Below are 22,804 nucleotides of genomic sequence, written 5' to 3'. Positions count from 1 at the left end.
GGTCTCCAGCGGCCGTCACCAGCTGAGCGCGGCCGCGAGGGTGGGATCGGGATGAGCGTCGGCGAACTCGGGGCGTGCCCGCAGCTCGTCGATGAAAGCGCGGACCTCCGCGGCGTATGCGGGGTCGGGGTGGTCGGCCGCGATCTCCTGGAGCGGCGCGACATCCATCGCGAGGATGAGCTCCAGCCTAGCTGCCACAGCGGCATGCGCTCCGGCACGGCTGAGCACGTCGATGCCGCCGCGCAGCGCCGCGAGGTAGTCGCGCAGCACGGGCAGCTGCGCCTTGCCCTGCGTGATCGACGAGCCGTCGGCCCTCAGGCGCCAGCGCACGACGACATCGGGGATCACGTCGAACGCGCGCGCCGTGGTGTACATGCGCTGGGCGACGATCTGATCCTCGTAGGCCACGGACTCGGGGAAGCGCAGGTCGCGCCAGAGGTCGGTGCGGCTGATCTTCGACCATGCCACGATGTTCGCGGATGCGCGGGGGTGTTCGAAGATCGTCGTGGCGTGCCGTTCGGGCGCCGTGGCGGCGGCGACCCAGGGCTGCACCCTGCCGCTCCGATAGACGCCGTCGACGCGACGGGAGCGCACGTAGGCCCCCGCGACGAAGTCGCTGCCGGTGACGGCGAGCGTGCCGAGCATCCTCGCCAGCGCCGTCGGCAGCAGCTCGTCGTCGCCGTCCAGGAAGCCGAGGTACTCGGTGTCGACGAGATCGATCGCGGCGTTGCGGGCCGCGCCCAGGCCGAGGGATGCCTCGTGGTGCAGCACGCGGAAGCGAGGGTCCGCGGACGCGGCGGCGGCGAAGATCTCGCCGGTGCCGTCGGTCGAGCCGTCATCGACGAGGATCGCCCGCCAGCGGCTCTCGGTCTGAGCAAGGAGCGAGTCGAGCGCGGCCGGCACGAAGGCGGCGATGTCGCGCCCGGGGACGATGAGGGTGACGAGCGGTTCGGGCACGAAGCGAGTCTATGGCGAGCACCTCAGCCGGAGACGGCGGCCACGGCATCCGCGACCAGACGCACCAGCTGCGCCGGCGCCTCTTCGGGGAGAGCCGAGCGCCCGAAGGTGAAGCGCACCGAGGTCTGCGCGACCTCGGGGGCGATCCCGCAGGCGAGGAGCACGTGAGATGGCTCATCGCTGCCTGCCGCGCAGGCCGAGCCGCTCGAGGAGATCACTCCTCGCCGCTCGAGCTCCAGCAGCACGGCTTCGCCGCTGGTGCCGGCGAACGTGAAGCTCGCCATCGCTGGCAGACGCTGGAGGGGGTCACCGGTGAGCCGGGCCGACGGCACCGCGGCGAGGACGCCGGCGATGAACGCCCGCGTGCGAGCGCCGACGGCTGCGGCGACGAACTCCCTCTCCGCCTCGGCGAGCTCGAGTGCGACCGCGAGGGCCACGGCACCGGCGACGTTCTCCGTGCCGGAGCGCCGCCCCCGCTCCTGTCCGCCGCCGTGCAGCACGGGCTCCAACGGAAGACGTCCCCGGACGCCCAGCGCTCCGATGCCCTTGGGCGCTCCCACCTTGTGGCCGGCGATCGAGACGGCGTCGGCGCCGAGACCTGCCAGCGGCAGCCATCCGACGGACTGCACCGCGTCGATGTGCAGGGGAACGCCGGCGGATCGCGTCACGGCGCTCAGCCCCGAGACGTCCTGGACGGTGCCGACCTCGTTGTTCGCATGGCCGATCGACACCAGGGCCGTGTCCTCGCGCAGCGCCGACGCCAGGGCGTCCGGCGAGACACGACCTGCGCCGTCGACGGCGAGGGCGGTCACGGAGACGCCGTGGAAGCGCTCCAGATAGGCGGCGGACTCGAGGATCGCCTCGTGCTCGATGGGGGAGACGACGAGATGACGGCGGGGGGAGCCGAGCACGATGCCCTTCACCGCCAGGTTGTCCGCCTCCGTGCCGCCCGCGGTGAAGACGACGTCTCCCGCGCGCATCCCCAGCACGGCAGCCACCCGCGCCCTCGCGGCATCGAGCGCCCCCGCCGCCGCTTCACCCGCGGTGTGGTGGCTGGAGGGATTGCCGAACACATCGGTCAGGTACGGCCGCATCGCCTCGAGGACCTCGGGGCGCACGGGGGAGGTGGCGGCGTGATCCAGGTACAGCATCGGGCTCAGCCGATCCGGAGATCGAGCCCCAGGTCGAGCGCGCGCGCCGAATGGGTGAGCGCTCCGACCGAGATGACGTCGACGCCGGTCTCGGCGATGGCGCGCACGGTGTCGAGGTTCACCCCTCCAGATGCCTCCACCACCGCCCGCCCCCCGACGAGGGCGACGCCGGCGCGGAGAGCGTCGAGGCTGAAGTTGTCGAGCATGACGGTGTGTGCGCCGCCGGCGAGCACGGCCTCGATCTGATCGAGGCGATCGACCTCGACGACGACGTGCGTCGTGTGCGGGAGCCGCGCCAGCGATGCACGCAGCGCCTCGGCGAGATCGGCGCCGGAGCGCTGCAGCACGGCGAGGTGGTTGTCCTTCGCCATCACCGCGTCCGAGAGCGAGTAGCGGTGATTGCTCGCGCCGCCGCAGGCGACCGCGTGTCGCTCGAAGGCGCGCAGCCCCGGCGTCGTCTTGCGGGTATCGGCGATCCGCACACCCGTGCCCTCGACGGCGTCGACGTAGACGGCGGCGAGCGTCGCGATGCCGCTCATGCGCTGGACGAAGTTCAGCCCGACGCGCTCGGCCGTGAGCACGCTCCGCGCCGATCCAGAGACGGAGGCGAGCACATCACCGGCCGCGAACGCGTCGCCGTCCGCGAAGTGCAGATCGATCGTGACGGCGGAGTCGGTCAGGGCGAACGCGGCGGCGAAGACGTCGCCGCCGCTGAACACACCGGCTTCACGCGCGACGAGATCGGCGGTGGCGGTCGCGTCTGCGGGCAGCAGCGCCGAGCTGGTCAGATCGCCCCAGGGAGCGTCCTCCTCGAGCGCGGCCGCGACGACACGGGTGAGGGTGGCAGCGGTGATCATCGGACGGTCTCCAGGATCGGGGTGTCGAGGTGATGTGCTCCGACGGACGCGGTGCGCAGGAGCGCGGCGGATGTCACGGCCTCCGCCAGCAGCAGCAGATTCGCGTCCTCCCGCTCGGCGACGGTGGACGGGACGGATGCTGTCCGCTGCCACGCGTGGAGGACGCCGAGCGTGCTCCTGAGGCCTTCTGCGGTGCGCAACAGGCCTACGCCGTCCCACATGAGCTGCTGCAGCGCGGCGCGGGAGAACGGCACGTGCGCGTCGAGCGCGGGCTCGTCGGTCCCATCGAGGCGTGCGGTATCTGGGAGCTCGCCGAGGACGCCGGTGTGCACGTCGCCGAGCGCCGCCGCGGCGCGCGCGGCGAACACCGCGCCCTCCAGCAGCGAGTTGGAGGCGAGCCGGTTGGCCCCGTGCACGCCCGTGCGCGCCGTCTCGCCGACGGCGAGGAGCCCGGGGAGCGTCGTGCGCCCGTCCAGGTCGGTGACGATGCCGCCCATGAGATAGTGAGCGGCCGGAGTGACAGGGATCGGCTCCTTGGACCAGTCGAAGCCGCGCTCTGCGGTGACCCTGTCGATGGTGGGGAACCTCTCGGCCAGTCTCTCGGCTCCGAGCATCGTGGCGTCCAGTCGCACCGGTGAGCCCTGGGCGGCGGCCTGGCGGGCGATCGCTCTGGAGACGACGTCGCGCGGAGCCAGCTCGCCGTCCGGGTGGCTGTCGAACGCGAACCGGCGGCCCTCGTCGTCGACGAGCGTCGCCCCCTCGCCGCGGACGGCTTCGGAGATGAGGAAGGCGGGGCCCTCGGCGAGCACCGTCGGGTGGAACTGCATGAACTCGAGGTCCGCGACGGCGGCGCCCGCACGGAGGGCGGCGGCGATGCCGTCACCGGTCGTGCCCGCCGGGTTCGTGGTGTGCGCGTAGAGGTGTCCCGCGCCGCCCGTGGCGAGGATGACGGCGTCGGTGGCGAGGTCGCGCTCGACGTCCCCGATGAGGGCACGGATGCCGCGGACACGGCCCTCGTCGACGAGGAGGTCGGCGAGGAAGGCGTGCTCGACGACCTCGATCGATGTGCGCCTGACGGCCGAGACCAGGGCCGCCGAGATGGCGGCGCCCGTCGCGTCGCCGCCGGCGTGGACGATGCGGGCGTGCGCGTGCGCCGCTTCCCTGCCCAGGAGCAGCGTGCCGTCCTCCGCGCGATCGAAGGCGACGCCGCGGGCGATCAGCTCGGCGATGCGCTCAGCCGCGTCCCCGACGAGCACGTCGACGGCGGCCGGATCGGAGAGCCCTGCCCCGGCGGCGAGCGTGTCGGCGGCGTGCTGCGCCGGAGAGTCCCCCTGGCCGTAGACGCCGGCGACGCCGCCCTGTGCGAAGCCGGTGCATCCATCGCCGAGCGCGCCCTTGGTGATGATCGTGACCGCGTGGCCTGCCTCGTGCGCGTGCAGCGAAGCGGTGAGGCCGGCGATGCCGGAGCCGACGACGAGGACGATCATGGGCGCGCTTCGACAGGCTCAGCGAGCGAGGGGGTGGGCTCAGCGGCCGAGGGGGTGGGCTCAGCGGCCGAGGGGGTGGGAGACGTGAACGGCGTCGGCTTCGCGGCGAGCATCCGCTGCAGGGCGAGGCGGGCGGGCTCTGCGACGTCGTCGGTCACCGTGATGCGGTTCGGCGTGCGACCGGCGACGAGCTCCTCCAGCACCCAGGCGAGGTAGCCGGGGTGGATCCGGTACATCGTCGAGCACGGGCACACGACGGGGTCGAGGCAGAAGATCTCGTGCTGGGGATACTGGGCCGCGAGCCGGCGGACGAGGTTGATCTCCGTCCCGATCGCGAACGTCGTGGGGGTCTCCGCCGCCGCGATCGCCTTGCGGATGAAGTCCGTCGAACCCGCCTCGTCCGCGGCATCCACGACGTCCATCGGGCACTCGGGGTGCACGATGACGCGCACGCCGGGGTGCTCGGCCCTCGCCTGGTCGATCTGCGCGACGGTGAAGCGGCGGTGCACCGAGCAGAAGCCGTGCCAGAGGATCACCTGCGCATCGGAGAGCTCCTCGGCGGTGGAGCCGCCGAGCGCCTTGCGCGGGTTCCACATCGGCATCCGCTCCAACGGCACGCCCATGGCCTTCGCGGTGTTGCGTCCGAGGTGCTGATCGGGGAAGAACAGCACGCGGCGGCCCCTCTCGAACGCCCACTCCAGGACGGTCCTCGCATTCGACGACGTGCACACGATGCCGCCGTGCCTGCCGACGAAGCCCTTGATCGCCGCTGAGGAGTTCATGTAGGTGACCGGGATCACCGGCACACGGCCGTCTGCATCGACGGCCTCGAGGTCGCCGTACACCTCTGCCAGCTGCTCCCAGCACTCCTCGACCTGATCGATGTCGGCCATGTCCGCCATGGAGCAGCCTGCGGCCAGGTTGGGGAGGATGACGGCCTGCTCCGGCCGCGAGAGCAGGTCGGCGGTCTCGGCCATGAAGTGCACGCCGCAGAACACGATCGCCTCGGCGTCAGGGCGCTCCAGCGCCGCGTTCGCGAGCTGGAAGGAGTCGCCGACGTAGTCCGCGTGCGTCACGACCTCTTCGCGCTGATAGAAGTGCCCGAGCACGACGACCCGGTCGCCGAGCGCCTGCTTGGCGGCGATGATCCTGGCATGCAGCTCGTCCTCCGGCGCGTCCCGGTACGCGGCGGGAAGCTCGCCCTGCCGTGGTGCGCCGGTGGGGATCACATCGCCCATGGACGAGCCGGGGCCGTAGCCGGGTCTCGTGTCGAAGTCCCAGGGGCCGACGGCGAGGTCGGTGGAGCAGGTGGCGTCCGTCGACGCCCCGGCGACGATCGCCTGGATCGCGTGATCGACCGAGGGGTCGGTCGGAACGGTCGGTACGGGGACGAAGGTGATGCTCATCGGGTGCTCGTTTCGTCGGGCGGGTGCGGGGGATCAGCGGGTGGCGAGCGGGCCGTGGTCGGCGAGCTCGACGTCGGTGTTGTAGCGGTACAGGCGGGCGGGACGGTGGCTCCCCGTGCGGAAGTCATCGGTCGGCAGGAGGTTGCCCGAGGACTCCACCTGGCGGCGGAAATTGGCCGGATCCAGGCGCCGCCCGAGGATCGCCTCGTAGGCCTCCCTGAGCTCGGCGAGCGTGAAGGTGGGCGGGAGGAAGCCGTGCGCGACCCGGCTGTAGCCGACCTTGTTGCGCAGGCGCCACAGCGCGTAGTCGACGATGCGGTTGTGATCGAAGGCGAGCTGCGGGAGGGCGGCCGCGTCGAACCAGCGCACGTTCTCGGGGGCGTTGCCCGCCGCGATGTGCGCCGCGCGCTGCGCGTCCACCTCGTCCTGGCGCAGCAGCGCCCAGTACACGATCGAGACGACCCTGGTCGGCGAGCGGTCGGCGTCGCCGAAGGCGTAGAGCTGCTCGAGATAGCTGGGGGAGAGGCCTGTGGTCTCCGCGAGCGTGCGCGCCGCCGCATCCTCGAGGTCCTCCGGCTCGCCCAGCCAGCCGCCTGGCAGGGCCCACAGCCCCTGGTGGGGATCGCGCGTGCGCAGCACCAGGGGCAGGGACAGCGCCGTCGCGCCGTCGCCGGTGCGGCGCAGCGTGAGGATCGCCGTGGAGACGGCGACGCGGATGCCGACATCCTCAGTTCGTGTCATCGTGACCCTAACCTCCGGATCCGATCTTAGTGTCGCGATGACCCGAAGTGCAAACCGATGACGCGCGGATGTCATCCGGCCATGCGCGCAGCCAATCTCGTCGCCGTCATGTACGCGATCGCCTCGATCGAGATCATCGGGTTCACCCCGGAGCTCGTCGGGAACGTCGACGCATCAGCCACGTAGAGATTGGGCACCTCCCAGGCGGCTCCGTCCGGATTCACCGCGCTCATGTCGGCCGAGCCGCCCATGCGGGCGGAGCCCATGATGTGCAGCGCGGCCATCGAGCAGCGGCCGGGTCCGTAACCGGCGCGTCCGCAGCGATCGATGAAGTCGGCCACGGGCATGCCGGAGGAGCGCGACCATTCGATACCGGCCTGGTGCCCGGAGAAGATCCGGGTGGCGCCGGCCGCCTCGAGGATGCGCGCCGCCCCGCCAACGCCGACCTGCACCCTGGCGGCGTCGCGCTCGGAGAGGACGTAGTGCAGGGTGGGCTCGCCGTCCTTGCCGACCTTCACTCGCCCGGAGTCCTGATCGCGCGTGATCACCCCCACGCTCGAGTAGCGCGACAGTCGCCGCATGTCGGCGAGGTGGCGGCCGGCCCCTCGCCAGGCCTGGAACGCGACGGACAGGCCGGGGTTCGCCGCTGCGGTCTCGTAGACCACTCCGTAGCCCGAGCCGTCGACATCGGCGTGCTCGGCCGAGTACCTCGCCTGCATGGTGCCCTCCCACGGGCGGACGTCCTCCTCGAACTCCGCCCACACCGCGGTGGCCGGGTGCAGCCGCAGGTGCGCGCCGATGTTCGGGTTGGACAGCCCTGAGCGGCGCAGCAGTGCAGGGGTCTGCACGCTGCCTGTTGCGGCGATCACCGCCTTCGCCCTGATGGCGACCCGGTGGCCGTCCGCGGTCACGCCGCTGACGCCCGTCGCCCGGCCTGCGGAGGTCTCGACGGTGCGGACATCCACCCCGGTGAGCAGGCGCGCCCCTGCGGCCTCCGCGTCGGCGAGCCAGGTCTTCGTCACCGACTGCTTCGCCCCGATCCGGCAGCCGTAGCCGCATCGACCGCACTCGGTCGCCGCCTCGCAGCCCACGGCATTGCGATCGAGCGACCCGACGTGCCAGCCCAGTGCCTCCAGGCCGCGCTGCATGATCTGATCCCGTGCGGATGCCGGGCTCGTCTCGCCGTTCACGCCCAGGCGCGCCCAGACGGCATCCATCGCCTGGTCGTACTCGGGTGTCGCGAACTGCTCGGCGCCCAGCGACGCCCACTCGGCACGGACATGCTCCGGGGTGCGGAACGATGTCGAGAAGTTGACGACGGTGCCGCCGCCGAGGCACTGCGCGGAGAGCAGGCTCAGCTGTCCCTCCGCGGTCGCGTTCGGGCCGGGTGCGTACAGGCGGGCGAGGCCCGACGCCTCGCCTCCGTCGAAGTCACCGTCGTCGTAGTACGCGCCCTTCTCGACGACGATGACCTCGAGGCCCGCCTTCGCGAGCACTGCTGCGGCGGTGCCGCCACCGGCGCCGGAGCCGACGATGACGACGTCGCAGGACAGCTCCGTGTCCGCGGCCGGCGTGTGCGGATGCAGCGGCGCGGCCAGGGCGTCGGTGCGCCGGCCAGGGGGAGCGGGGTATCCCATGGCGCGCCAGAGCGGCGAGGAGCCCTCGGCGTCGGGGGTGATGTAGTACGAGAGCATCGCGGCGGACTTGAGATTCTGGAACAGGCTCCGCCGGATCGCGACGTTCGAATCCGACATCGCGATGAGCGCCGCCTCGCGCTCGTGCTGCGGCATGCGTGAGAAGCGGCGCGGTCCGAATCCGAGCAGCATCCCGCCCAATGGGGTGTCCCAGATCGACAGCACCTTCGCGAGCAGCTCGGCGTCCGCCTTGCGCGGATTCGCCTCGAGCATGGCCTCCGCGACAGGGACGGCGCCCAGGGCGGAGGCCGAGGGGATGCCGTCGCCATCGCCGGGGGCGAAGGTGTCGAAGATGGCGGTGAAGGTCGCCCGCTGTGCTGCGGTCAACGTCATGTCTGCCTCCTGTTAGCGTCGTCGCTGGTGTCAGCATGGCGTGCGCCGAGGGGGCTGCGCAAGAGCTAAGTGAATCATCATTCACGTCAGTGCCTGTCGAGCCCGCAAACGTTACGCCGTCGTGACCCCCTGCTCTGTTGGCGCGGCGGGGTTTGTTAGGTTACTGTCCTAACAAAACCCCACCCCCGGGGTCTCAACGATGAGCAGCATCCCTCCAGCAACGAAGCACCGAGAGGAACGAATACCAATGATCCGCAGTGGAAAGCGCCGCGCAGCGATCGCGGCGATCGCGGGGGCCTCCGCCCTCGCCCTCACCCTCACCGCATGCACCGGCGGTGGCGGCGACGAATCCGGCGGCGGCGGCGACTCCGACGTCACCCTGCGCGTCTGGGCCGGCAGCCAGACGCCGATCACCGCCAACTTCAACCCCTTCGCCCCGACCGTGCTCCACGGCGCGCTCGGTCCGATCCTCGAGCCCCTGTTCTTCTTCAACAAGACCGCGGCCGAGGACCCGACCGGCATGGTCGGCGAGTCGTACGCCTTCAACGAGGACGGCACGGTCATCACCATCACGGTGAAGAGCGGCCTGACCTGGAGCGACGGAGAGCCGCTCACCGCGGACGATGTCGCCTTCACCTTCAGCTACGAGGGCAACAACCCCGAGGGCCAGGGGCTCGTCTCCGCCGAGGCCACCGACGAGACGACCGTCGTGCTCACCTACGCGGAGCCGCAGTTCACCAATGAGTGGCAGCGCCTCGGCGGCACCTGGATCCTCCCCGAGCACGTCTGGGGCGAAGTCGACGACTTCGCGAACTTCACCAACGAGGAGCCGGTAGGGTCCGGCCCGTACGTCGTGGACAGCGTCACCAGCGAGTCCTACACGCTCGTCGCGAACGAGAACTTCCGCGATGCGGACGTCCCCGCCGTCAAGACCGTGCAGTACATCGCCATCGACGCGAACCAGTCGGCGCAGGACCTCCTCGCCGCCGGCGAGCTCGACTGGGCGGGCATGTTCATCCCGAACCCCGACTCCGTGACCGCGAACGGCCAGATCTCCTGGATCAACACCCCGCAGGACCCGACGGTGCTGTACACCTGCGCGAACGCGGACCTCGGCTGCACCGGCGAGCAGACCGACGTCGCCGTCCGGCAGGCGCTCAACGTCGCGATCGACCGCGGCACCATCAAGGAGAAGGCCTTCGTCGACCTCACGGGCGACATCTCGCCCACCTACGCCCTGCTTCCCCGCGATGAGAAGTGGGTCGCCGACCCCGCCAACGAGCTCAGCCCGCAGGATCCGGATGCCGCAGGCGCCGGTGCCATCCTCGAGGCGGCCGGCTACACCAAGGATGCCGACGGCTTCTACGGCAAGGACGGCGCAGCCATCGAGCTCGACCTCATCTCCGTCGACGGCTGGACCGACTACAACGACGCGGCCAAGCTCATCGCGGAGCAGGCCGCAGCAGCGGGCATCAAGATCAACGTCGGCACCGTGCAGTGGCAGGAGTTCTCCGACGCGCGCCAGACCGGCCAGTACGAGCTGATCGTCGGCGGCATGATCGGCACCTCGGTCGCCGATCCGTTCCAGATCTACCGCGACTGGGTGGGCGGCACCGCCATCCAGTCCACCAACCCCGTCGGCGAGGAGGTCCCCGCCGGTCGCTGGAACTTCAGCCGCTACGACAACCCGACCGTGGATGCCGCGATCGCGGTGGCCGCGGCCACGAACGACGAGGCCGTGAAGATGGAGCAGTACGCCGTCATCCAGGACGAGATCGTGCGCGACCTGCCCTACATCCCGCTGGTCATCAACGCCACGCAGACCTTCTACAACGCGAAGGACTTCACCGGCTGGCCCACCGAGGACGACCTGTACGCGTTCCCGCCGTCCTGGGGCTCCGTCGCCGCCGGCTACATCCTGCAGCACCTGGAGCCGGTCGGCTGAGCGCCGCCTGACAGAAGAGGAGAGCAGGAGGAAGAGGAGCAGACATGAACTTCTATGCCCGCAGGATCGGGTTCTACATCATCACGCTGTGGGCCACGATCTCCCTCAACTTCCTGCTCCCTCGTCTGATGCCTGGCGACCCGGCGGACATCATGATCGCCAAGCTGCAGCGCAACGGCGGCGAGATCTCGGAGACGACGATCCGCAACATCAAGCTGCTGCTCGGCTCGGACGACTCCTCGCTGTGGGAGCAGTACGTCGGCTACTGGGGTCGGATGCTCCAGGGGGATCTCGGCATCTCCGTGACGAAGTATCCGACCCCGGTGGCCGAGCTGATCGGCCAGGCGCTGCCGTGGACGATCATCCTCGTCGGCGTCGCGACCGTCATCTCCTTCATCCTCGGCATCGTGCTGGGTGCATGGGCGGGATGGAAGCGCGGCACCTGGGTCGACCACCTCATCCCCGCGACGACGATCCTGCAGTCGATCCCGTACTTCTGGCTGGCCCTCGTGCTGGTGGCGGTCTTCGCCGTCGGGCTCGGCGTCTTCCCGATCATCGGCGGCTACAGCGTCTTCGACTTCCCCAGGGGGCCGGAGTGGACCTGGGCGTTCTTCGCGGATGCCGTCGGCCACGCCGTTCTCCCCGCCCTCACGATCGTGCTGAGCTCCGTCGGCGGCTGGCTGTTCGGGATGCGCAACATGATGGTCTCCACCCTCGCGGAGGACTACGTCACCACGGCCGAGGCCAAGGGGCTGCGGCCCCGGCGCATCCTCACCATGTACGCCGCGCGCAACGCGGCGATCCCGTCCATCGCCGGGTTCGCGATCACCCTCGGCTTCGTCGTGGCCGGCTCCATCGTCATGGAGCAGGTGTTCACCTACCCCGGCATCGGCAAGCTGATGTTCCAGGCCGTGCAGAACAGCGACTACGCCCTCATGCAGGGGGTCTTCCTGGTGATCACCCTCACGGTGCTCGCCGCCAACTTCGTCATGGACCTCGTCTACGGCTACATCGACCCGAGGGCGCGCCACAATGTCTGACACCACCACCAAGCCCACCCCCGCGCTGCCGGGAACCGTCGCGATCATCACGCAGCGACGGGCCAGAGGCGGGATCCGCGCGATGCTTCCCCGCCGATCGGCGAAGCTCGTCACCGGTCTCGTCCTCGTTCTCGGGATCGTCCTCTTCGGCGTCCTCGGGCCGTTCCTCACGCAGAATCCGCGCGACTCCCAGAACCCGGCGCTCGAGCCGCCTGGTGCCGAGCATCTCCTCGGCACGACCAAGCTCGGCTACGACGTCCTCGCGCAGCTCGCCCACGGCACGCAGGGATCGCTCCTGGTCGGCATCGTGGCGGGGACGATCGCGATCGTGCTCTCGCTGTTCTTCGGCGTGCTCGCCGGATACGTCGGCGGCTGGCGCGACGAGGGCCTCTCCCTCGTGACGAACATCATGCTCGTCATCCCCGGCCTGCCGCTCGCGATGGTCATCGCCACGTACTTCGACACCCGCAGCTGGCTGCTCGTGGCCTTCGTCCTCGGCATCACCTCCTGGGCAGGCTCCGCCGTCGTGCTGCGCACCCAGGCGAGGTCGCTGCGCAGCCGCGACTATGTCTACGCCGCCAAGACCGCGGGGGAGAAGTCGTTCCGCGTGATCCTCGTCGAGATCCTGCCGAACCTGCTGCCCTTGCTGGCGGCGCAGTTCCTCTTCGCGATCATCTTCGCCATCCTCGGCGAGGCGGGGCTGTCGTACCTCGGGCTCGGCGCGACCGACTCGATCACCTGGGGGACGATCCTCAACGACGCGCAGTCCGGTCAGGCGCTCGGGACAGGGGCGTGGTGGTGGTTCATCCCGCCCGGCCTGCTCATCGCGCTGCTGGGCTGCGGTCTGTCGCTCATCAACTTCTCCATCGACGAGATCATCAACCCCAAGCTGCGGGGCGCACCGGAGGCCGCGCGCCGCCTGCGACGGGCGGCGAAGGCGAAGGGAGTGCAGGCATGACCGCCACGGAAGCCGTGCTGACCGCGCGTGACGTGTCCATCGAGTACGAGGTGGATCCGCCCGTCAAGGCGGTCAGGAACGTGTCGCTCACCCTTCATCGCGGCGAGATCCTCGGCCTCGCCGGCGAATCCGGCTGCGGCAAGACCACCCTCGCCTATGGCCTGAACCGTCTGCTCAAGGCGCCGGCTCTGATGACCGGCGGCGAGATCACCTTCCACGACCGCGAGGGCTTCGACATCGACATCGTCGCCCTCGAGAAAGACGGGCTGCGGTCGTTCCGCTGGGACAAGATCTCGATGGTCTTCCAGGGGGCGATGAACTCCCTCAACCCCGTGATCAGTGTGAAGGCGCAGATCTTCGACGTCTTCGACACGCATCGCCCCGGCATGAGCCGTGCGGCCAAGAAGGAGCGCGCCGAGGAGCTGCTGCGGCTCGTCGGCGTCGACCCCTCCCGGCTGACGAGCTTCCCGCACGAGCTGTCCGGCGGCATGCGCCAGCGTGTGATGATCGCCATGGCGCTCGCGCTGGACCCCCAGGTGATGATCATGGACGAGCCGACCACGGCCCTGGACGTCGTCGTGCAGCGCGGGATCATCCGCGAGATCATGCGGTTGCGCGAGCGGCTCGGCTTCGCCGTGATCTTCATCACGCACGACCTGCCGATGCTCATCGAGATCAGCGACCGCATCGCCGTCATGCTGCAGGGTGAGATCGTCGAGCAGGGAACGGCCGAGGAGATCTACCGGGACCCGCAGCACGAGTACACGAAGAAGCTGCTGTCCAGCTTCCCGAGCCTGCGCGGCGAACGCGGCGGTTTCGTCCGCTCCGGCGCGACGGAGGAGATCCGATGAGCACCCTCGAAGCACGGCATCTCGTCAAGGACTTCCGGCTCCGCTCCGGGCTGCGCACGAGCATCCTGCACGCGGTGAAGGACGTCTCGTTCACGCTCGAGGCGGGGAAGACGATCGCACTGGTCGGAGAGTCGGGCAGCGGCAAGTCCACCATCGCGCGGATGCTGATGAAGCTCGAGACCCCGACCTCGGGCGAGATCCTCCTCGACGGCGCGCCGACGGGAACCGGAGGTCGGGCGCTGGCGCGGTACCGCTCGGATGTGCAGATGGTGTTCCAGGACCCGTTCGCCTCGTTGAACCCCTTCCACACGATCGTCCACCACCTCGAGCGGCCGCTGCGCATCCATCATCCGGAGCTCACCGGTGCACAGGTGCGCGAGCGCGCCCTCGAACTGCTCGAGCGGGTGCGGCTCTCACCGGCCGAGAGCTTCGCCGAGCGCCGCCCGCACGAGTTGTCCGGTGGGCAACGCCAACGCGTCGCGATCGCCCGCGCGCTGGCGCCCGGCGCGCGGTTCATCGTCGCCGACGAACCGGTGTCGATGCTTGATGTGTCCATCCGGCTGGGCGTTCTCAACCTCCTCGCCGACCTGCAGCGCGAGGAGCAGCTCGGCGTGCTCTACATCACGCACGACCTGGCCACCGCGCGGCACTTCAGCGACGAGATCCTCGTCATGTACCGCGGCGACATCGTCGAACGCGGAGCCGCGGACGAGGTGATCCTGAACCCCCAGCACGAGTACACCAGGACGCTGCTGGCGGCGGCCCCTGAGCCCGAGAATCTCGGTCGGCTGAGGGACGAGGTGCGCGCGGAGCTGGCCGGCACGCCCTAAGCTGTAGCTCATAAGTGAAGAAAGGCCCCACGACCCGTGCGGGAGAGCCCCGGTGAACACAGCCGGGCACCGAAGGAGCAAGCCTCCCCGCCAATCTCTCAGGTACCGCGTACCGCCCGGGTCGGGCCGCTCTGAAAAGCGATGCCCGCCATCCGCCGACGGTGAAAGCCCCGCGACACGTTCTCCGAACGGTCGAAGGGCGAAACTCTCAGGCCCATGACAGAGGGGGAGTTCTCGGATACCGTGCATTCCGTACGGCATCCTTCCGATCGACGGGAGAACTCCATGGCCGAGGCCCGCTACACCCCGCTGCGAGACAGACACGAGTCCCTCGGCGCGTCCTTCACCGATTTCGGCGGCTGGCAGATGCCGGTGCGCTACACCTCGGATCTCGCCGAGCATCACGCGGTGCGACAGGCCGCCGGCCTCTTCGACATCTCGCACATGGCCGAGTTCACCGTCGACGGCGGCGATGCCGCCGCGTACCTCGACTACGCGCTCGCCGGTCGGATCTCGGCCATGCCCGTCGGCAAGGCGAAGTACTCGCTTCTGCTCGCCGAGACCGGTGGGATCGTCGACGACGTCATCGTGTACCGGCTCGGCGAGGAGAGCTACCTGATCATCTCCAATGCGGGGAACAGGGATGCCGTCGCCGCCGCCCTGCAGGAACGGACGGGCTCGTTCGACGTGGTCGTCGTCGACGTCTCCGATGACTACGCCCTCCTCGCCGTGCAGGGGCCGGCAGCCGAGACGATCGTCGCGGCGACCGAAGGCATCTCGGAGGTCTCCATCCCTTGGGGGGATCAGAAGTACTACGCCTGGGCCTCCGCGCGATTCCATGGCGCGCCGCTGCTGCTGGCGCGCACCGGCTACACCGGCGAGGACGGCTTCGAGCTCCTCGTCCAGGCGGAGGATGCCGCAGCGCTCTGGGATGCGCTGCTCGCCGCCGGCTCCGATCAGGGGCTCGTCCCTGCCGGTCTGGCGGCCCGTGACACGCTGCGCCTCGAAGCGGGGATGCCGTTGTACGGCCACGAGCTCTCGCTCGACACGAAGCCGGCCCAGGCCGGTCTCGGCCGCGTCGTCGTCACCGACAAGGACGCCTTCGTCGGCAAGGACGCCGTGACTCCCGCCGGGGGCGCACGCGTGCTCGTCGGTCTCGCGGCGGAGGGCCGCCGCGCCGGCCGCGCCGGGTACGCCGTGGTCGCCGAGGACGGCGCGGTCGTCGGAGAGGTGACCAGCGGCGCGCTCAGCCCGACGCTCGGCCATCCCGTCGCGATGGCGTACATCGACCCCGAAGCATCCGCACTGCCCCTGTTCCTTGACGTGCGCGGGACGAAGATCCCCGCGACCGTCGTCGACCTGCCTTTCTACCGGAGGAAGAAATGACCGATCTCACCACCCTCAAGTACAGCGAAGAGCACGAGTGGGTCGCCCTGGAGGGCGCCATCGCGACCGTCGGGATCACCGACTTCGCCGCCGATGCCCTCGGCGACATCGTCTTCGTCGAGCTGCCCGCCGTCGGCACCGTCGTGCAGCGCGGCGACGTCTTCGGCGAGGCCGAGTCGACGAAGTCCGTCTCGGAGCTGTACGCCCCGGTGGCCGGCACCGTCGTCGAGGTCAACGACGCCGTCGCCGATGACCCTGCGCTGGTGAACTCCTCGCCGTTCGACGGCGCCTGGCTGATCAAGGTCGAGGTCGCCGACGGTGCGCTCGACGGCCTGCTCGACCGCGACGCCTACGTCGCTCACACCCAGGGCTGATCGCACCCGTGGTCTCCTTCGCGCAACGTCACATCGGCACGACCGACCAGGCCCAGCGGCAGATGCTGGAGGCGCTGGGCGTCACCGGCGCATCGGCTCCCATCGAGGCGCTGATGCGCCAGGCCGTGCCGGCATCCATCTTCACCGCCGCCGGCGAATCGGTGATCCCGCCCGCGGCCTCCGAGGCCGAGACGCTGGCCGAGCTGCGCGCGCTCGCCGCCCGCAACACGGTCAACACGCCGATGATCGGCCTCGGCTACTACGGCACCATCACCCCCAGCGTGATCCAGCGCAACGTGCTGGAGAACCCGTCCTGGTACACCGCGTACACGCCCTACCAGCCGGAGATCTCGCAGGGCAGGCTCGAGGCGCTCATCAACTTCCAGACGATGGTCGCCGACCTCACCGGTCTCTCGACCGCGAACGCCTCGATGCTGGACGAGTCCACGGCGGTGGCGGAGGGCATGCTGCTCGCTCGTCGCGCCTCGAAGGTCCGGTCGAACGTGTTCGTCGTCGACTCGGGGGCGTTCCCGCAGACCAAGGCTCTGCTGGCCACCAGGGCGGAGGCCGTGGGCATCGAGCTCGTCGAGCGCGACCTCGCCGCCGGTGAGGCGCTGCCCGAGGAGCTCTTCGGCGTCTTCGTGCAGTACCCGGCCGCGTCCGGACTGGTGTGGGACCCGACCGCCGTGATCGACGCCGTGCATGTCGCGGGCGGTCTCGCGGTCGTCGCCGCCGACCTGCTGGCGCTCACGCTGATCGCGTCGCCCGGCTCGCTCGGCGCGGATGTCGCGGTCGGCACGACGCAGCGCTTCGGTGTCCCGATGGGCTTCGGCGGCCCGCACGCGGGCTACATGGCCGTCCGTCAGGGTCTGGAGCGCCAGCTGCCCGGCCGGCTCGTCGGCGTCTCGGTGGATGCCGACGGCAAGCCCGCCTATCGGCTCTCGCTGCAGACCCGTGAACAGCACATCCGCCGCGAGAAGGCGACGAGCAACATCTGCACGGCGCAGGTGCTGCTGGCCGTGATGGCCTCGATGTACGCCGTCTACCACGGGCCGGACGGCCTGAGGGCGATCGCGGAGGAGGTCGCAGGCAAGGCCGCGGTCCTCGGATCCTGGTTGCGTGAAGCCGGCGTCGAGGTCGTGGAGGAGGCATTCTTCGACACGCTGACGGTGCGGGTGCCGGATGCCGGAGCCGTCGTCGATGCCGCACACGACGCAGGCCTCCTGCTGCGCGCGGCAGGCACCGATCTCGTGGGCGTCTCGGTCGATGAGACCACCTCGTACGGAGACCTCGTCGCGGTCGCCGGCCTGTTCGGCGCCGCTCCCGCCGCCGACGGCATCGCCTTCGGTCGCACCTGGTGGTCGGCGCCGCTGCGCGCGTCCGTCGGCACGTGGGGTGCACTGCGCCGTACGGACGAGTACCTCACGCATCCGGTCTTCCACGTGCACCGCTCGGAGACCGCCATGATGCGCTACCTGAAGAGCCTCGCCGATCGCGACTACGCGCTCGATCGCGGCATGATCCCGCTGGGGTCCTGCACGATGAAGCTCAATGCGGCGACGGAGATGGCGGCGATCACCTGGCCGGAGTTCGCGCAGATCCACCCGTTCGCACCGGCATCCGATGTCGGGGGATACCTGGAGCTCATCGACCAGCTCGAGGCGTGGCTCGCCGAGGTCACCGGATACGACGCGGTCTCCCTGCAGCCGAACGCCGGCTCGCAGGGCGAGCTCGCCGGCCTCCTCGCGATCCGCGGCTACCACCTGGCGAACGGGGACGAGCACCGCACGGTGTGCCTCATCCCATCGTCCGCGCACGGCACCAACGCGGCATCCGCGGTGCTGGCGGGCATGAAGGTGGTCGTCGTGGCGACCGACGAGCTCGGCAACGTCGATCTCGACGACCTGCGGGCGAAGATCGCGGCCCACGCCGACGAGCTGTCCGCGCTCATGATCACCTACCCGTCCACGCACGGCGTCTACGAGGAGCAGGTCACCGAGATCACCGCCGCCGTGCACGCGGCCGGCGGCCAGGTCTACGTCGATGGCGCGAACCTCAACGCCCTCCTCGGCTACGCCCGTTTCGGCGACCTCGGCGGGGACGTCTCGCACCTCAATCTGCACAAGACGTTCGCCATCCCGCACGGCGGAGGAGGACCGGGTGTCGGTCCGGTGGCGGCCAAGGCGCACCTCGCGCCCTACCTCCCGTCGCACCCGCTGGCGCAGAAGGCGCAGCATGCGGGCGGATTCGCGTTCGCCGGTGGTCCGGTCTCCGCGGCGCCGTACGGCTCCGCCGGTATCCTGCCGATCTCCTGGTCGTACGTGCGGATGATGGGCGCCCCTGGTCTGCGCGATGCGACAGCGGCGGCCGTGCTGTCGGCGAACTACATCGCGGAGCGGCTGAAGGAGCACTACCCGGTGCTGTACACGGGCGAGAACGGTCGGGTCGCGCACGAGTGCATCCTCGATCTCCGACCGCTCAAGGAGGCCACCGGGGTCACCGTCGACGACGTCGCCAAGCGCCTCATCGACTACGGTTTCCACGCGCCGACCATGTCGTTCCCCGTCGCGGGGACGCTCATGGTGGAGCCGACCGAGTCGGAGGATCTGGGCGAGATCGAGCGCTTCATCGAGGCGATGATCATGATCAAGGCCGAGGCGGACAGGGTCGCGGCCGGTGAGTGGGATGCCGCGGACAACCCGCTCGTGAACGCCCCGCACACCGCCGTCTCGCTCATCGCGGGGGAGTGGAACCACCCGTACACGCGCGAGGAGGCCGCGTACCCCGTGCACGCTCTCGTCGCGGGCAAGTACTGGCCGCCGGTGCGCCGCATCGATCAGGCCTACGGCGACCGCAACCTCGTCTGCGCCTGCCCTCCCGTGGAGGCCTTCGCCTGACCCGCACCTCGCGAACTCGCAACACCACGCCGAGACGATGTCGGGCCGACATCGTCTCGGCGTGGTGTTGCTGGCTCAAGTGTCGTGCGATCATCGGCCGAACGGGCGGAAGGTGGCGAGGCGAAGCGAGTCCCGGTTTCGGACCGGGCGCAGCCCTGCGGCACGAAGCGCCTCGTCCAGAGGTTGGATGTTCTCGAGCTCAGACCACCCCCAGCGGACGACGCCGCTGAGGTGCCGGCGGAGCCGATTCTCTCGGCTCTTCTCCGCGGCGATCGCCGCCGTCTGCTCGCCGTCTGCCCCGGAGTACTTGATGGTGCCATCCGCCTCTCCGAGGACGTTCTGCTCGGCCCAGAAGAAGTCTCCACGGTCCTCGGCTCCCTCGAACCCGAACACATGCTGGTGGAGTGGCGCGGGATATCCGAGCCACTCGATGACAGCGGCGCTGGCGGATTCGAGTGGGCTCTCGCGAAGTGCCGTCCCTCTCTCCAGCGCCCATCGCGCCAGTCGTCGCCCGCGACCCGATGTGAGGCTCTCGTTCAGTGCGATGACCACGTCAGTCGTCGTGTGCGGATCGATGCGCATGAGCGCATCCAAGTATGCGAGGGACTCGGCGGGCGGTCGATAGCGCGAACATCGTCCGCGGTGGCCGTTGGAGAGGTGAGATGGATGCCGTCGACGCAGATGATCTCGCGCTCATCGACCGAGACATGGGTGCGCACACCCCGGTATTCGCGTGATGACGGCCCCTTCGCGAGGATGTGCACGGGTCTGTTCTGATAGGGGATCAGCACGCCGAGCAACGCCGCGGCGGACTCGCCGTAGAACACGCGTTGCGGATCGGCGGCGAGAGCAGCGTGCAATCGGACGAGGTACTTCTCCCAGGGTGGCAGCGCATCCCAGCGGCTTGTCTCGACGTAGACGCCGCGGAACAAGCGGGTGAGGCGCCCCGCGCGCCAACCGCGCTCGGCGTGGTGTCGCGGGTTCGCGGGCGCAGCTCAGGGCAGGAGCGGGGCGACCAGCGGATAACCGATGAACGCGGCGGCGTCGATGAGGAAGTGGGCGACGAGGAAGGGGAGCAGGCGGCCGGAGCGGGAGAACAGCCAGCCGAACAGCAGCCCCATGGCGAGGTTCCCGAGGAAGGCGCCCGGCCCCTGGTAGAGGTGGTACGTCGCGCGCAGGATGCTCGTGGCGATGATGATCGGCCACGGCCCCCAGCCCAGCTGCCGCAGCCGGAGGAACAGATAGCCGAGCACCACGAACTCCTCCTGGATCGAGGCCCGCGCCGCCGACAGCAGCAGGATCGGCACCGTCCACCAGTGCGCGTCCAGCCCGCTCGCCTCCACCGACACGAACCAGCCGAGCAACCGCCCGACCACGTAGAACGCGAGCCCTGGGACGCCGATCGCGAGGACGAGCAGGATGCCGCGACCGGTGTCCCTGCCGATCCGCTCGCCGTCGAGGCCGAGATCGCCCAGATGCGGCCGGTGCTGCCGCCAGACCAGGAAGCACACGAGCAGCACGGGGACGAGCGCGAAGCCCACCGAGAGCACCTGATAGATCAGGTCGAAGATCTCCCTGTCGCTGCGCGAGGGGTTCAGGGTCGTCGTCTGGTCGGCGAGCGGCGTGGAGTCGGTGAGCCGGTAGACGAGCTGGACGACCGAGTAGATCGCCGACTGACCGAGACCGAGGGCGAGGACGATCGCGATCTCCGCAGCGATCCGCGCGCGCGCCGGCTGTGCAGGGAGGTTCGTCGAGCTCACGCACCGATGCTAGTGCGCGCCCCGATGAGCACGCTCAGAGAGCGATCAGCGAGGGTGCGATATCCTGAAGAGTCGCCCGTGTGCAGGACGCCGGGTCGGCGCTCACTTTTTCCACTCCCTTCTGAGGATTTCCTTCATGGCGCACGCCCTCCGTTCAGACCTCCGCAACGTGGCGATCGTCGCGCACGTCGACCACGGCAAGACCACCCTCGTCGATGCCATGCTCCGTCAGACCGGCTCGTTCGGCGAGCACGCGCACGTCGACGAGCGCGCGATGGACTCCAACGACCTGGAGCGCGAGAAGGGCATCACGATCCTCGCGAAGAACACCGCGATCACGTACAACGGCGCCCACACCGACACCCCGATCACCATTAACGTGATCGACACCCCGGGCCACGCCGACTTCGGCGGCGAGGTCGAGCGCGGTCTGTCCATGGTCGACGGCGTCGTCCTGCTCGTCGACGCCTCCGAGGGGCCGCTGCCGCAGACCCGCTTCGTGCTGCGCAAGGCGCTCGAGGCGAAGCTGCCGGTGATCCTCCTCGTGAACAAGACCGACCGCCCTGACGCGCGGATCGCGGAGGTCGAGGAAGAGGCGCACGACCTGCTGCTGGGACTCGCATCCGACCTCGTCGACGACGTGCCGGACCTCGACGTCGATGCGCTCCTGGACGTGCCGGTGGTCTACGCCTCCGGCCGTGCCGGCGCCGCATCGCAGAATCGCCCGGCCAACGGCGAACTGCCGGACAACGACGACCTCGAGCCGCTCTTCGCCGCCATCCTCGAGCACGTCCCCGCACCCGCCTACGACGACGAGGCCCCGCTGCAGGCCTGGGTCACCAACCTCGACTCCTCGTCGTTCCTCGGCCGCCTCGCGCTGCTGCGCATCTTCAACGGCACCCTGAAGAAGGGCCAGACGGTCGCCTGGGTGCGCCAGGACGGCACGACCCAGAACGCCCGCATCACCGAGCTGCTCATGACCAAGGCGCTCGAGCGCTTCCCCGCCGAGTCGGCGGGCCCCGGCGACATCGCCGTCATCGCAGGCTTCGCGGACATCATGATCGGCGAGACGATCGCCGACCCGGAAGACGTCCGCCCGCTCCCGCAGATCACGGTCGACGAGCCGTCCATCTCCATGACGATCGGTACGAACACCTCGCCGCTGGTCGGCAAGGTCAAGGGGCACAAGCTCACCGCGCGCATGGTGAAGGACCGCCTCGACCGCGAGCTCATCGGCAACGTCTCGCTCCGCGTGAACGACATCGGCCGTCCGGATGCCTGGGAGGTGCAGGGCCGCGGTGAGCTGCAGCTCGCCATCCTCGTCGAGAACATGCGGCGCGAGGGCTTCGAGCTCACGGTCGGCAAGCCCCAGGTCGTCACCCGCAAGGGCGAGGACGGCAAGATCCAGGAGCCGTACGAGCACCTCACGATCGACGTCCCCGAAGAGCACCTCGGTGCCGTCACGCAGCTCATGGCCAACCGCCGCGGTCGCATGGACAACATGATCAACCACGGCACCGGCTGGATCCGGATGGAGTTCATCGTCCCGTCGCGCGGTCTGATCGGCTTCCGCACCGAGTTCCTCTCGATCACCCGTGGCACCGGCATCGCGAACGCCATCGCACACGGCTACGACGCCTGGGCCGGCTCCATCGTCGCGCGTCAGAACGGCTCGATCGTCGCCGACCGCGCCGGCGTCGCGACCCCGTTCGCGATGATCGCGCTGCAGGAGCGCATGTCGTTCTTCGTCAAGCCGACCGAAGAGGTCTACGAGGGCATGGTCGTCGGCGAGAACTCCCGCGCGGACGACATGGACGTGAACATCACCAAGGAGAAGAAGCTCACCAACATGCGCTCGGCCACGGCCGACACCTTCGAGTCGATGACGCCTCCGCGCATCCTCTCGCTCGAGGAGTCGCTGGAGTTCGCCCGCGAGGACGAGTGCGTCGAGGTCACCCCCGACGCGGTCCGCATCCGCAAGGTGATCCTCGACCAGACGATCCGCGGGCGTGAGGCCTCGCGTCTGAAGCGCCAGGACGCCAACGCCTGAGATCAGGAGCCCTTCCCGCGAGTCGCCCCCAGCCGCTAGGTTTGACCTAGTTGCTGGGGGCGACTCGCATCAGGTGCAGGAGGTCTC

Annotated in this window: 19 protein-coding genes and 2 riboswitches; of the genes, 9 read left to right on the top strand and 10 right to left on the bottom strand. The window is 69.8% G+C overall.

Annotated elements, in window-relative coordinates:
- Positions 1-15: 15 nt before the first annotated feature.
- The 7 genes from ACWGJP_RS14595 to ACWGJP_RS14565 all read right to left on the bottom strand — a co-directional run bounded on the left by ACWGJP_RS14595 (position 16) and on the right by ACWGJP_RS14565 (position 8,626).
- A complete protein-coding gene (locus tag ACWGJP_RS14595) occupies positions 16-957 on the bottom strand; it encodes a glycosyltransferase family 2 protein (RefSeq protein WP_452330527.1) in 942 nt (313 codons plus the stop codon).
- Between the two features lie 23 nt (positions 958-980).
- Positions 981-2,108, bottom strand: a complete 1,128-nt coding sequence (locus ACWGJP_RS14590) for a cysteine desulfurase family protein (RefSeq protein ID WP_452330526.1) — start codon at positions 2,106-2,108, stop codon at positions 981-983.
- A gap of 5 nt (positions 2,109-2,113) precedes the next feature.
- On the bottom strand, positions 2,114-2,965 hold the full coding sequence (gene nadC, locus ACWGJP_RS14585) for a carboxylating nicotinate-nucleotide diphosphorylase (protein WP_452330525.1): 852 nt from the start codon (positions 2,963-2,965) through the stop codon (positions 2,114-2,116).
- Entirely contained in the window at positions 2,962-4,452 is a 1,491-nt protein-coding gene (nadB, locus tag ACWGJP_RS14580; RefSeq protein ID WP_452330524.1) for an L-aspartate oxidase, read from the bottom strand. The genes nadC and nadB overlap by 4 nt, the downstream gene beginning before the upstream one ends.
- Positions 4,449-5,858: a quinolinate synthase NadA gene (nadA, locus tag ACWGJP_RS14575; RefSeq protein ID WP_452330523.1), complete on the bottom strand. Its 1,410-nt coding sequence runs from the start codon at positions 5,856-5,858 to the stop codon at positions 4,449-4,451. Before nadA ends, nadB begins: the two co-directional genes overlap by 4 nt.
- 33 nt (positions 5,859-5,891) lie before the next feature.
- Positions 5,892-6,599, bottom strand: a complete 708-nt coding sequence (locus ACWGJP_RS14570; protein ID WP_452330522.1) for an NUDIX hydrolase — start codon at positions 6,597-6,599, stop codon at positions 5,892-5,894.
- Positions 6,600-6,670: 71 nt separating this feature from the next.
- Positions 6,671-8,626, bottom strand: a complete 1,956-nt coding sequence (locus ACWGJP_RS14565; protein ID WP_452330521.1) for a GMC family oxidoreductase N-terminal domain-containing protein — start codon at positions 8,624-8,626, stop codon at positions 6,671-6,673.
- A 247-nt stretch (positions 8,627-8,873) separates the two neighbouring features.
- On the opposite strand from ACWGJP_RS14565, the gene ACWGJP_RS14560 reads away from it, so the two are divergent.
- From ACWGJP_RS14560 to gcvP, 8 genes are all read left to right on the top strand, one after another.
- Positions 8,874-10,571: an ABC transporter substrate-binding protein gene (locus ACWGJP_RS14560; RefSeq protein WP_452330520.1), complete on the top strand. Its 1,698-nt coding sequence runs from the start codon at positions 8,874-8,876 to the stop codon at positions 10,569-10,571.
- Between the two features lie 44 nt (positions 10,572-10,615).
- Positions 10,616-11,611, top strand: coding sequence for an ABC transporter permease (locus ACWGJP_RS14555; RefSeq protein WP_452330519.1), 996 nt, complete (start codon positions 10,616-10,618; stop codon positions 11,609-11,611).
- Positions 11,604-12,569: an ABC transporter permease gene (locus ACWGJP_RS14550; RefSeq protein ID WP_452330518.1), complete on the top strand. Its 966-nt coding sequence runs from the start codon at positions 11,604-11,606 to the stop codon at positions 12,567-12,569. The genes ACWGJP_RS14555 and ACWGJP_RS14550 overlap by 8 nt, the downstream gene beginning before the upstream one ends.
- On the top strand, positions 12,566-13,420 hold the full coding sequence (locus ACWGJP_RS14545; RefSeq protein ID WP_452330517.1) for an ABC transporter ATP-binding protein: 855 nt from the start codon (positions 12,566-12,568) through the stop codon (positions 13,418-13,420). Before ACWGJP_RS14550 ends, ACWGJP_RS14545 begins: the two co-directional genes overlap by 4 nt.
- Positions 13,417-14,250 (top strand): ATP-binding cassette domain-containing protein, encoded by an 834-nt coding sequence (locus ACWGJP_RS14540; protein ID WP_452330516.1) that lies wholly within the window; start codon positions 13,417-13,419, stop codon positions 14,248-14,250. The genes ACWGJP_RS14545 and ACWGJP_RS14540 overlap by 4 nt, the downstream gene beginning before the upstream one ends.
- A 29-nt stretch (positions 14,251-14,279) precedes the next feature.
- Positions 14,280-14,375: riboswitch (glycine riboswitch) on the top strand.
- Positions 14,376-14,483: riboswitch (glycine riboswitch) on the top strand.
- 52 nt (positions 14,484-14,535) lie between these two features.
- On the top strand, positions 14,536-15,636 hold the full coding sequence (gene gcvT, locus ACWGJP_RS14535) for a glycine cleavage system aminomethyltransferase GcvT (protein ID WP_452330515.1): 1,101 nt from the start codon (positions 14,536-14,538) through the stop codon (positions 15,634-15,636).
- Positions 15,633-16,010, top strand: a complete 378-nt coding sequence (gene gcvH, locus ACWGJP_RS14530) for a glycine cleavage system protein GcvH (protein ID WP_452330514.1) — start codon at positions 15,633-15,635, stop codon at positions 16,008-16,010. The genes gcvT and gcvH overlap by 4 nt, the downstream gene beginning before the upstream one ends.
- Positions 16,011-16,072: 62 nt before the next feature.
- Entirely contained in the window at positions 16,073-18,907 is a 2,835-nt protein-coding gene (gene gcvP, locus ACWGJP_RS14525; RefSeq protein WP_452330844.1) for an aminomethyl-transferring glycine dehydrogenase, read from the top strand.
- Positions 18,908-18,997: 90 nt separating this feature from the next.
- Here the strand turns inward: gcvP and ACWGJP_RS14520 are convergent, their stop codons facing one another.
- The 3 genes from ACWGJP_RS14520 to ACWGJP_RS14510 form a co-directional block, all read right to left on the bottom strand.
- Positions 18,998-19,489, bottom strand: a complete 492-nt coding sequence (locus tag ACWGJP_RS14520; protein ID WP_452330513.1) for a hypothetical protein — start codon at positions 19,487-19,489, stop codon at positions 18,998-19,000.
- A complete protein-coding gene (locus tag ACWGJP_RS14515; RefSeq protein WP_452330512.1) occupies positions 19,444-19,839 on the bottom strand; it encodes a hypothetical protein in 396 nt (131 codons plus the stop codon). The genes ACWGJP_RS14520 and ACWGJP_RS14515 overlap by 46 nt, the downstream gene beginning before the upstream one ends.
- A gap of 63 nt (positions 19,840-19,902) precedes the next feature.
- Positions 19,903-20,667: a CPBP family intramembrane glutamic endopeptidase gene (locus ACWGJP_RS14510; protein ID WP_452330511.1), complete on the bottom strand. Its 765-nt coding sequence runs from the start codon at positions 20,665-20,667 to the stop codon at positions 19,903-19,905.
- A gap of 136 nt (positions 20,668-20,803) precedes the next feature.
- Between ACWGJP_RS14510 and typA the strand changes: the two genes are divergently transcribed.
- Positions 20,804-22,717 (top strand): translational GTPase TypA, encoded by a 1,914-nt coding sequence (typA, locus tag ACWGJP_RS14505; RefSeq protein WP_452330510.1) that lies wholly within the window; start codon positions 20,804-20,806, stop codon positions 22,715-22,717.
- The last annotated feature ends 87 nt before the right edge of the window (positions 22,718-22,804 follow it).

The organism is Microbacterium sp. NPDC055903, from assembly GCF_053615555.1.
Note: the sequence above shows the minus strand (reverse complement) of the source record. Positions and strands in the feature narration are given on the sequence as shown.

What these genes read in the sequence shown, in the direction of transcription:
- nadC (WP_452330525.1), bottom strand. Translation starts at nt 2,965, where the DNA reads ATGATCACCGCTGCCACCCTCACCCGTGTCGTCGCGGCCGCGCTCGAG.
- ACWGJP_RS14520 (WP_452330513.1), bottom strand. Translation starts at nt 19,489, where the DNA reads ATGCGCATCGATCCGCACACGACGACTGACGTGGTCATCGCACTGAAC.
- ACWGJP_RS14590 (WP_452330526.1), bottom strand. Translation starts at nt 2,108, where the DNA reads ATGCTGTACCTGGATCACGCCGCCACCTCCCCCGTGCGCCCCGAGGTC.
- ACWGJP_RS14555 (WP_452330519.1), top strand. Translation starts at nt 10,616, where the DNA reads ATGAACTTCTATGCCCGCAGGATCGGGTTCTACATCATCACGCTGTGG.
- ACWGJP_RS14560 (WP_452330520.1), top strand. Translation starts at nt 8,874, where the DNA reads ATGATCCGCAGTGGAAAGCGCCGCGCAGCGATCGCGGCGATCGCGGGG.
- gcvH (WP_452330514.1), top strand. Translation starts at nt 15,633, where the DNA reads ATGACCGATCTCACCACCCTCAAGTACAGCGAAGAGCACGAGTGGGTC.
- nadB (WP_452330524.1), bottom strand. Translation starts at nt 4,452, where the DNA reads ATGATCGTCCTCGTCGTCGGCTCCGGCATCGCCGGCCTCACCGCTTCG.
- typA (WP_452330510.1), top strand. Translation starts at nt 20,804, where the DNA reads ATGGCGCACGCCCTCCGTTCAGACCTCCGCAACGTGGCGATCGTCGCG.
- ACWGJP_RS14550 (WP_452330518.1), top strand. Translation starts at nt 11,604, where the DNA reads ATGTCTGACACCACCACCAAGCCCACCCCCGCGCTGCCGGGAACCGTC.
- ACWGJP_RS14540 (WP_452330516.1), top strand. Translation starts at nt 13,417, where the DNA reads ATGAGCACCCTCGAAGCACGGCATCTCGTCAAGGACTTCCGGCTCCGC.
- nadA (WP_452330523.1), bottom strand. Translation starts at nt 5,858, where the DNA reads ATGAGCATCACCTTCGTCCCCGTACCGACCGTTCCGACCGACCCCTCG.
- gcvP (WP_452330844.1), top strand. Translation starts at nt 16,073, where the DNA reads ATGCTGGAGGCGCTGGGCGTCACCGGCGCATCGGCTCCCATCGAGGCG.
- ACWGJP_RS14565 (WP_452330521.1), bottom strand. Translation starts at nt 8,626, where the DNA reads ATGACGTTGACCGCAGCACAGCGGGCGACCTTCACCGCCATCTTCGAC.
- ACWGJP_RS14570 (WP_452330522.1), bottom strand. Translation starts at nt 6,599, where the DNA reads ATGACACGAACTGAGGATGTCGGCATCCGCGTCGCCGTCTCCACGGCG.
- gcvT (WP_452330515.1), top strand. Translation starts at nt 14,536, where the DNA reads ATGGCCGAGGCCCGCTACACCCCGCTGCGAGACAGACACGAGTCCCTC.
- ACWGJP_RS14545 (WP_452330517.1), top strand. Translation starts at nt 12,566, where the DNA reads ATGACCGCCACGGAAGCCGTGCTGACCGCGCGTGACGTGTCCATCGAG.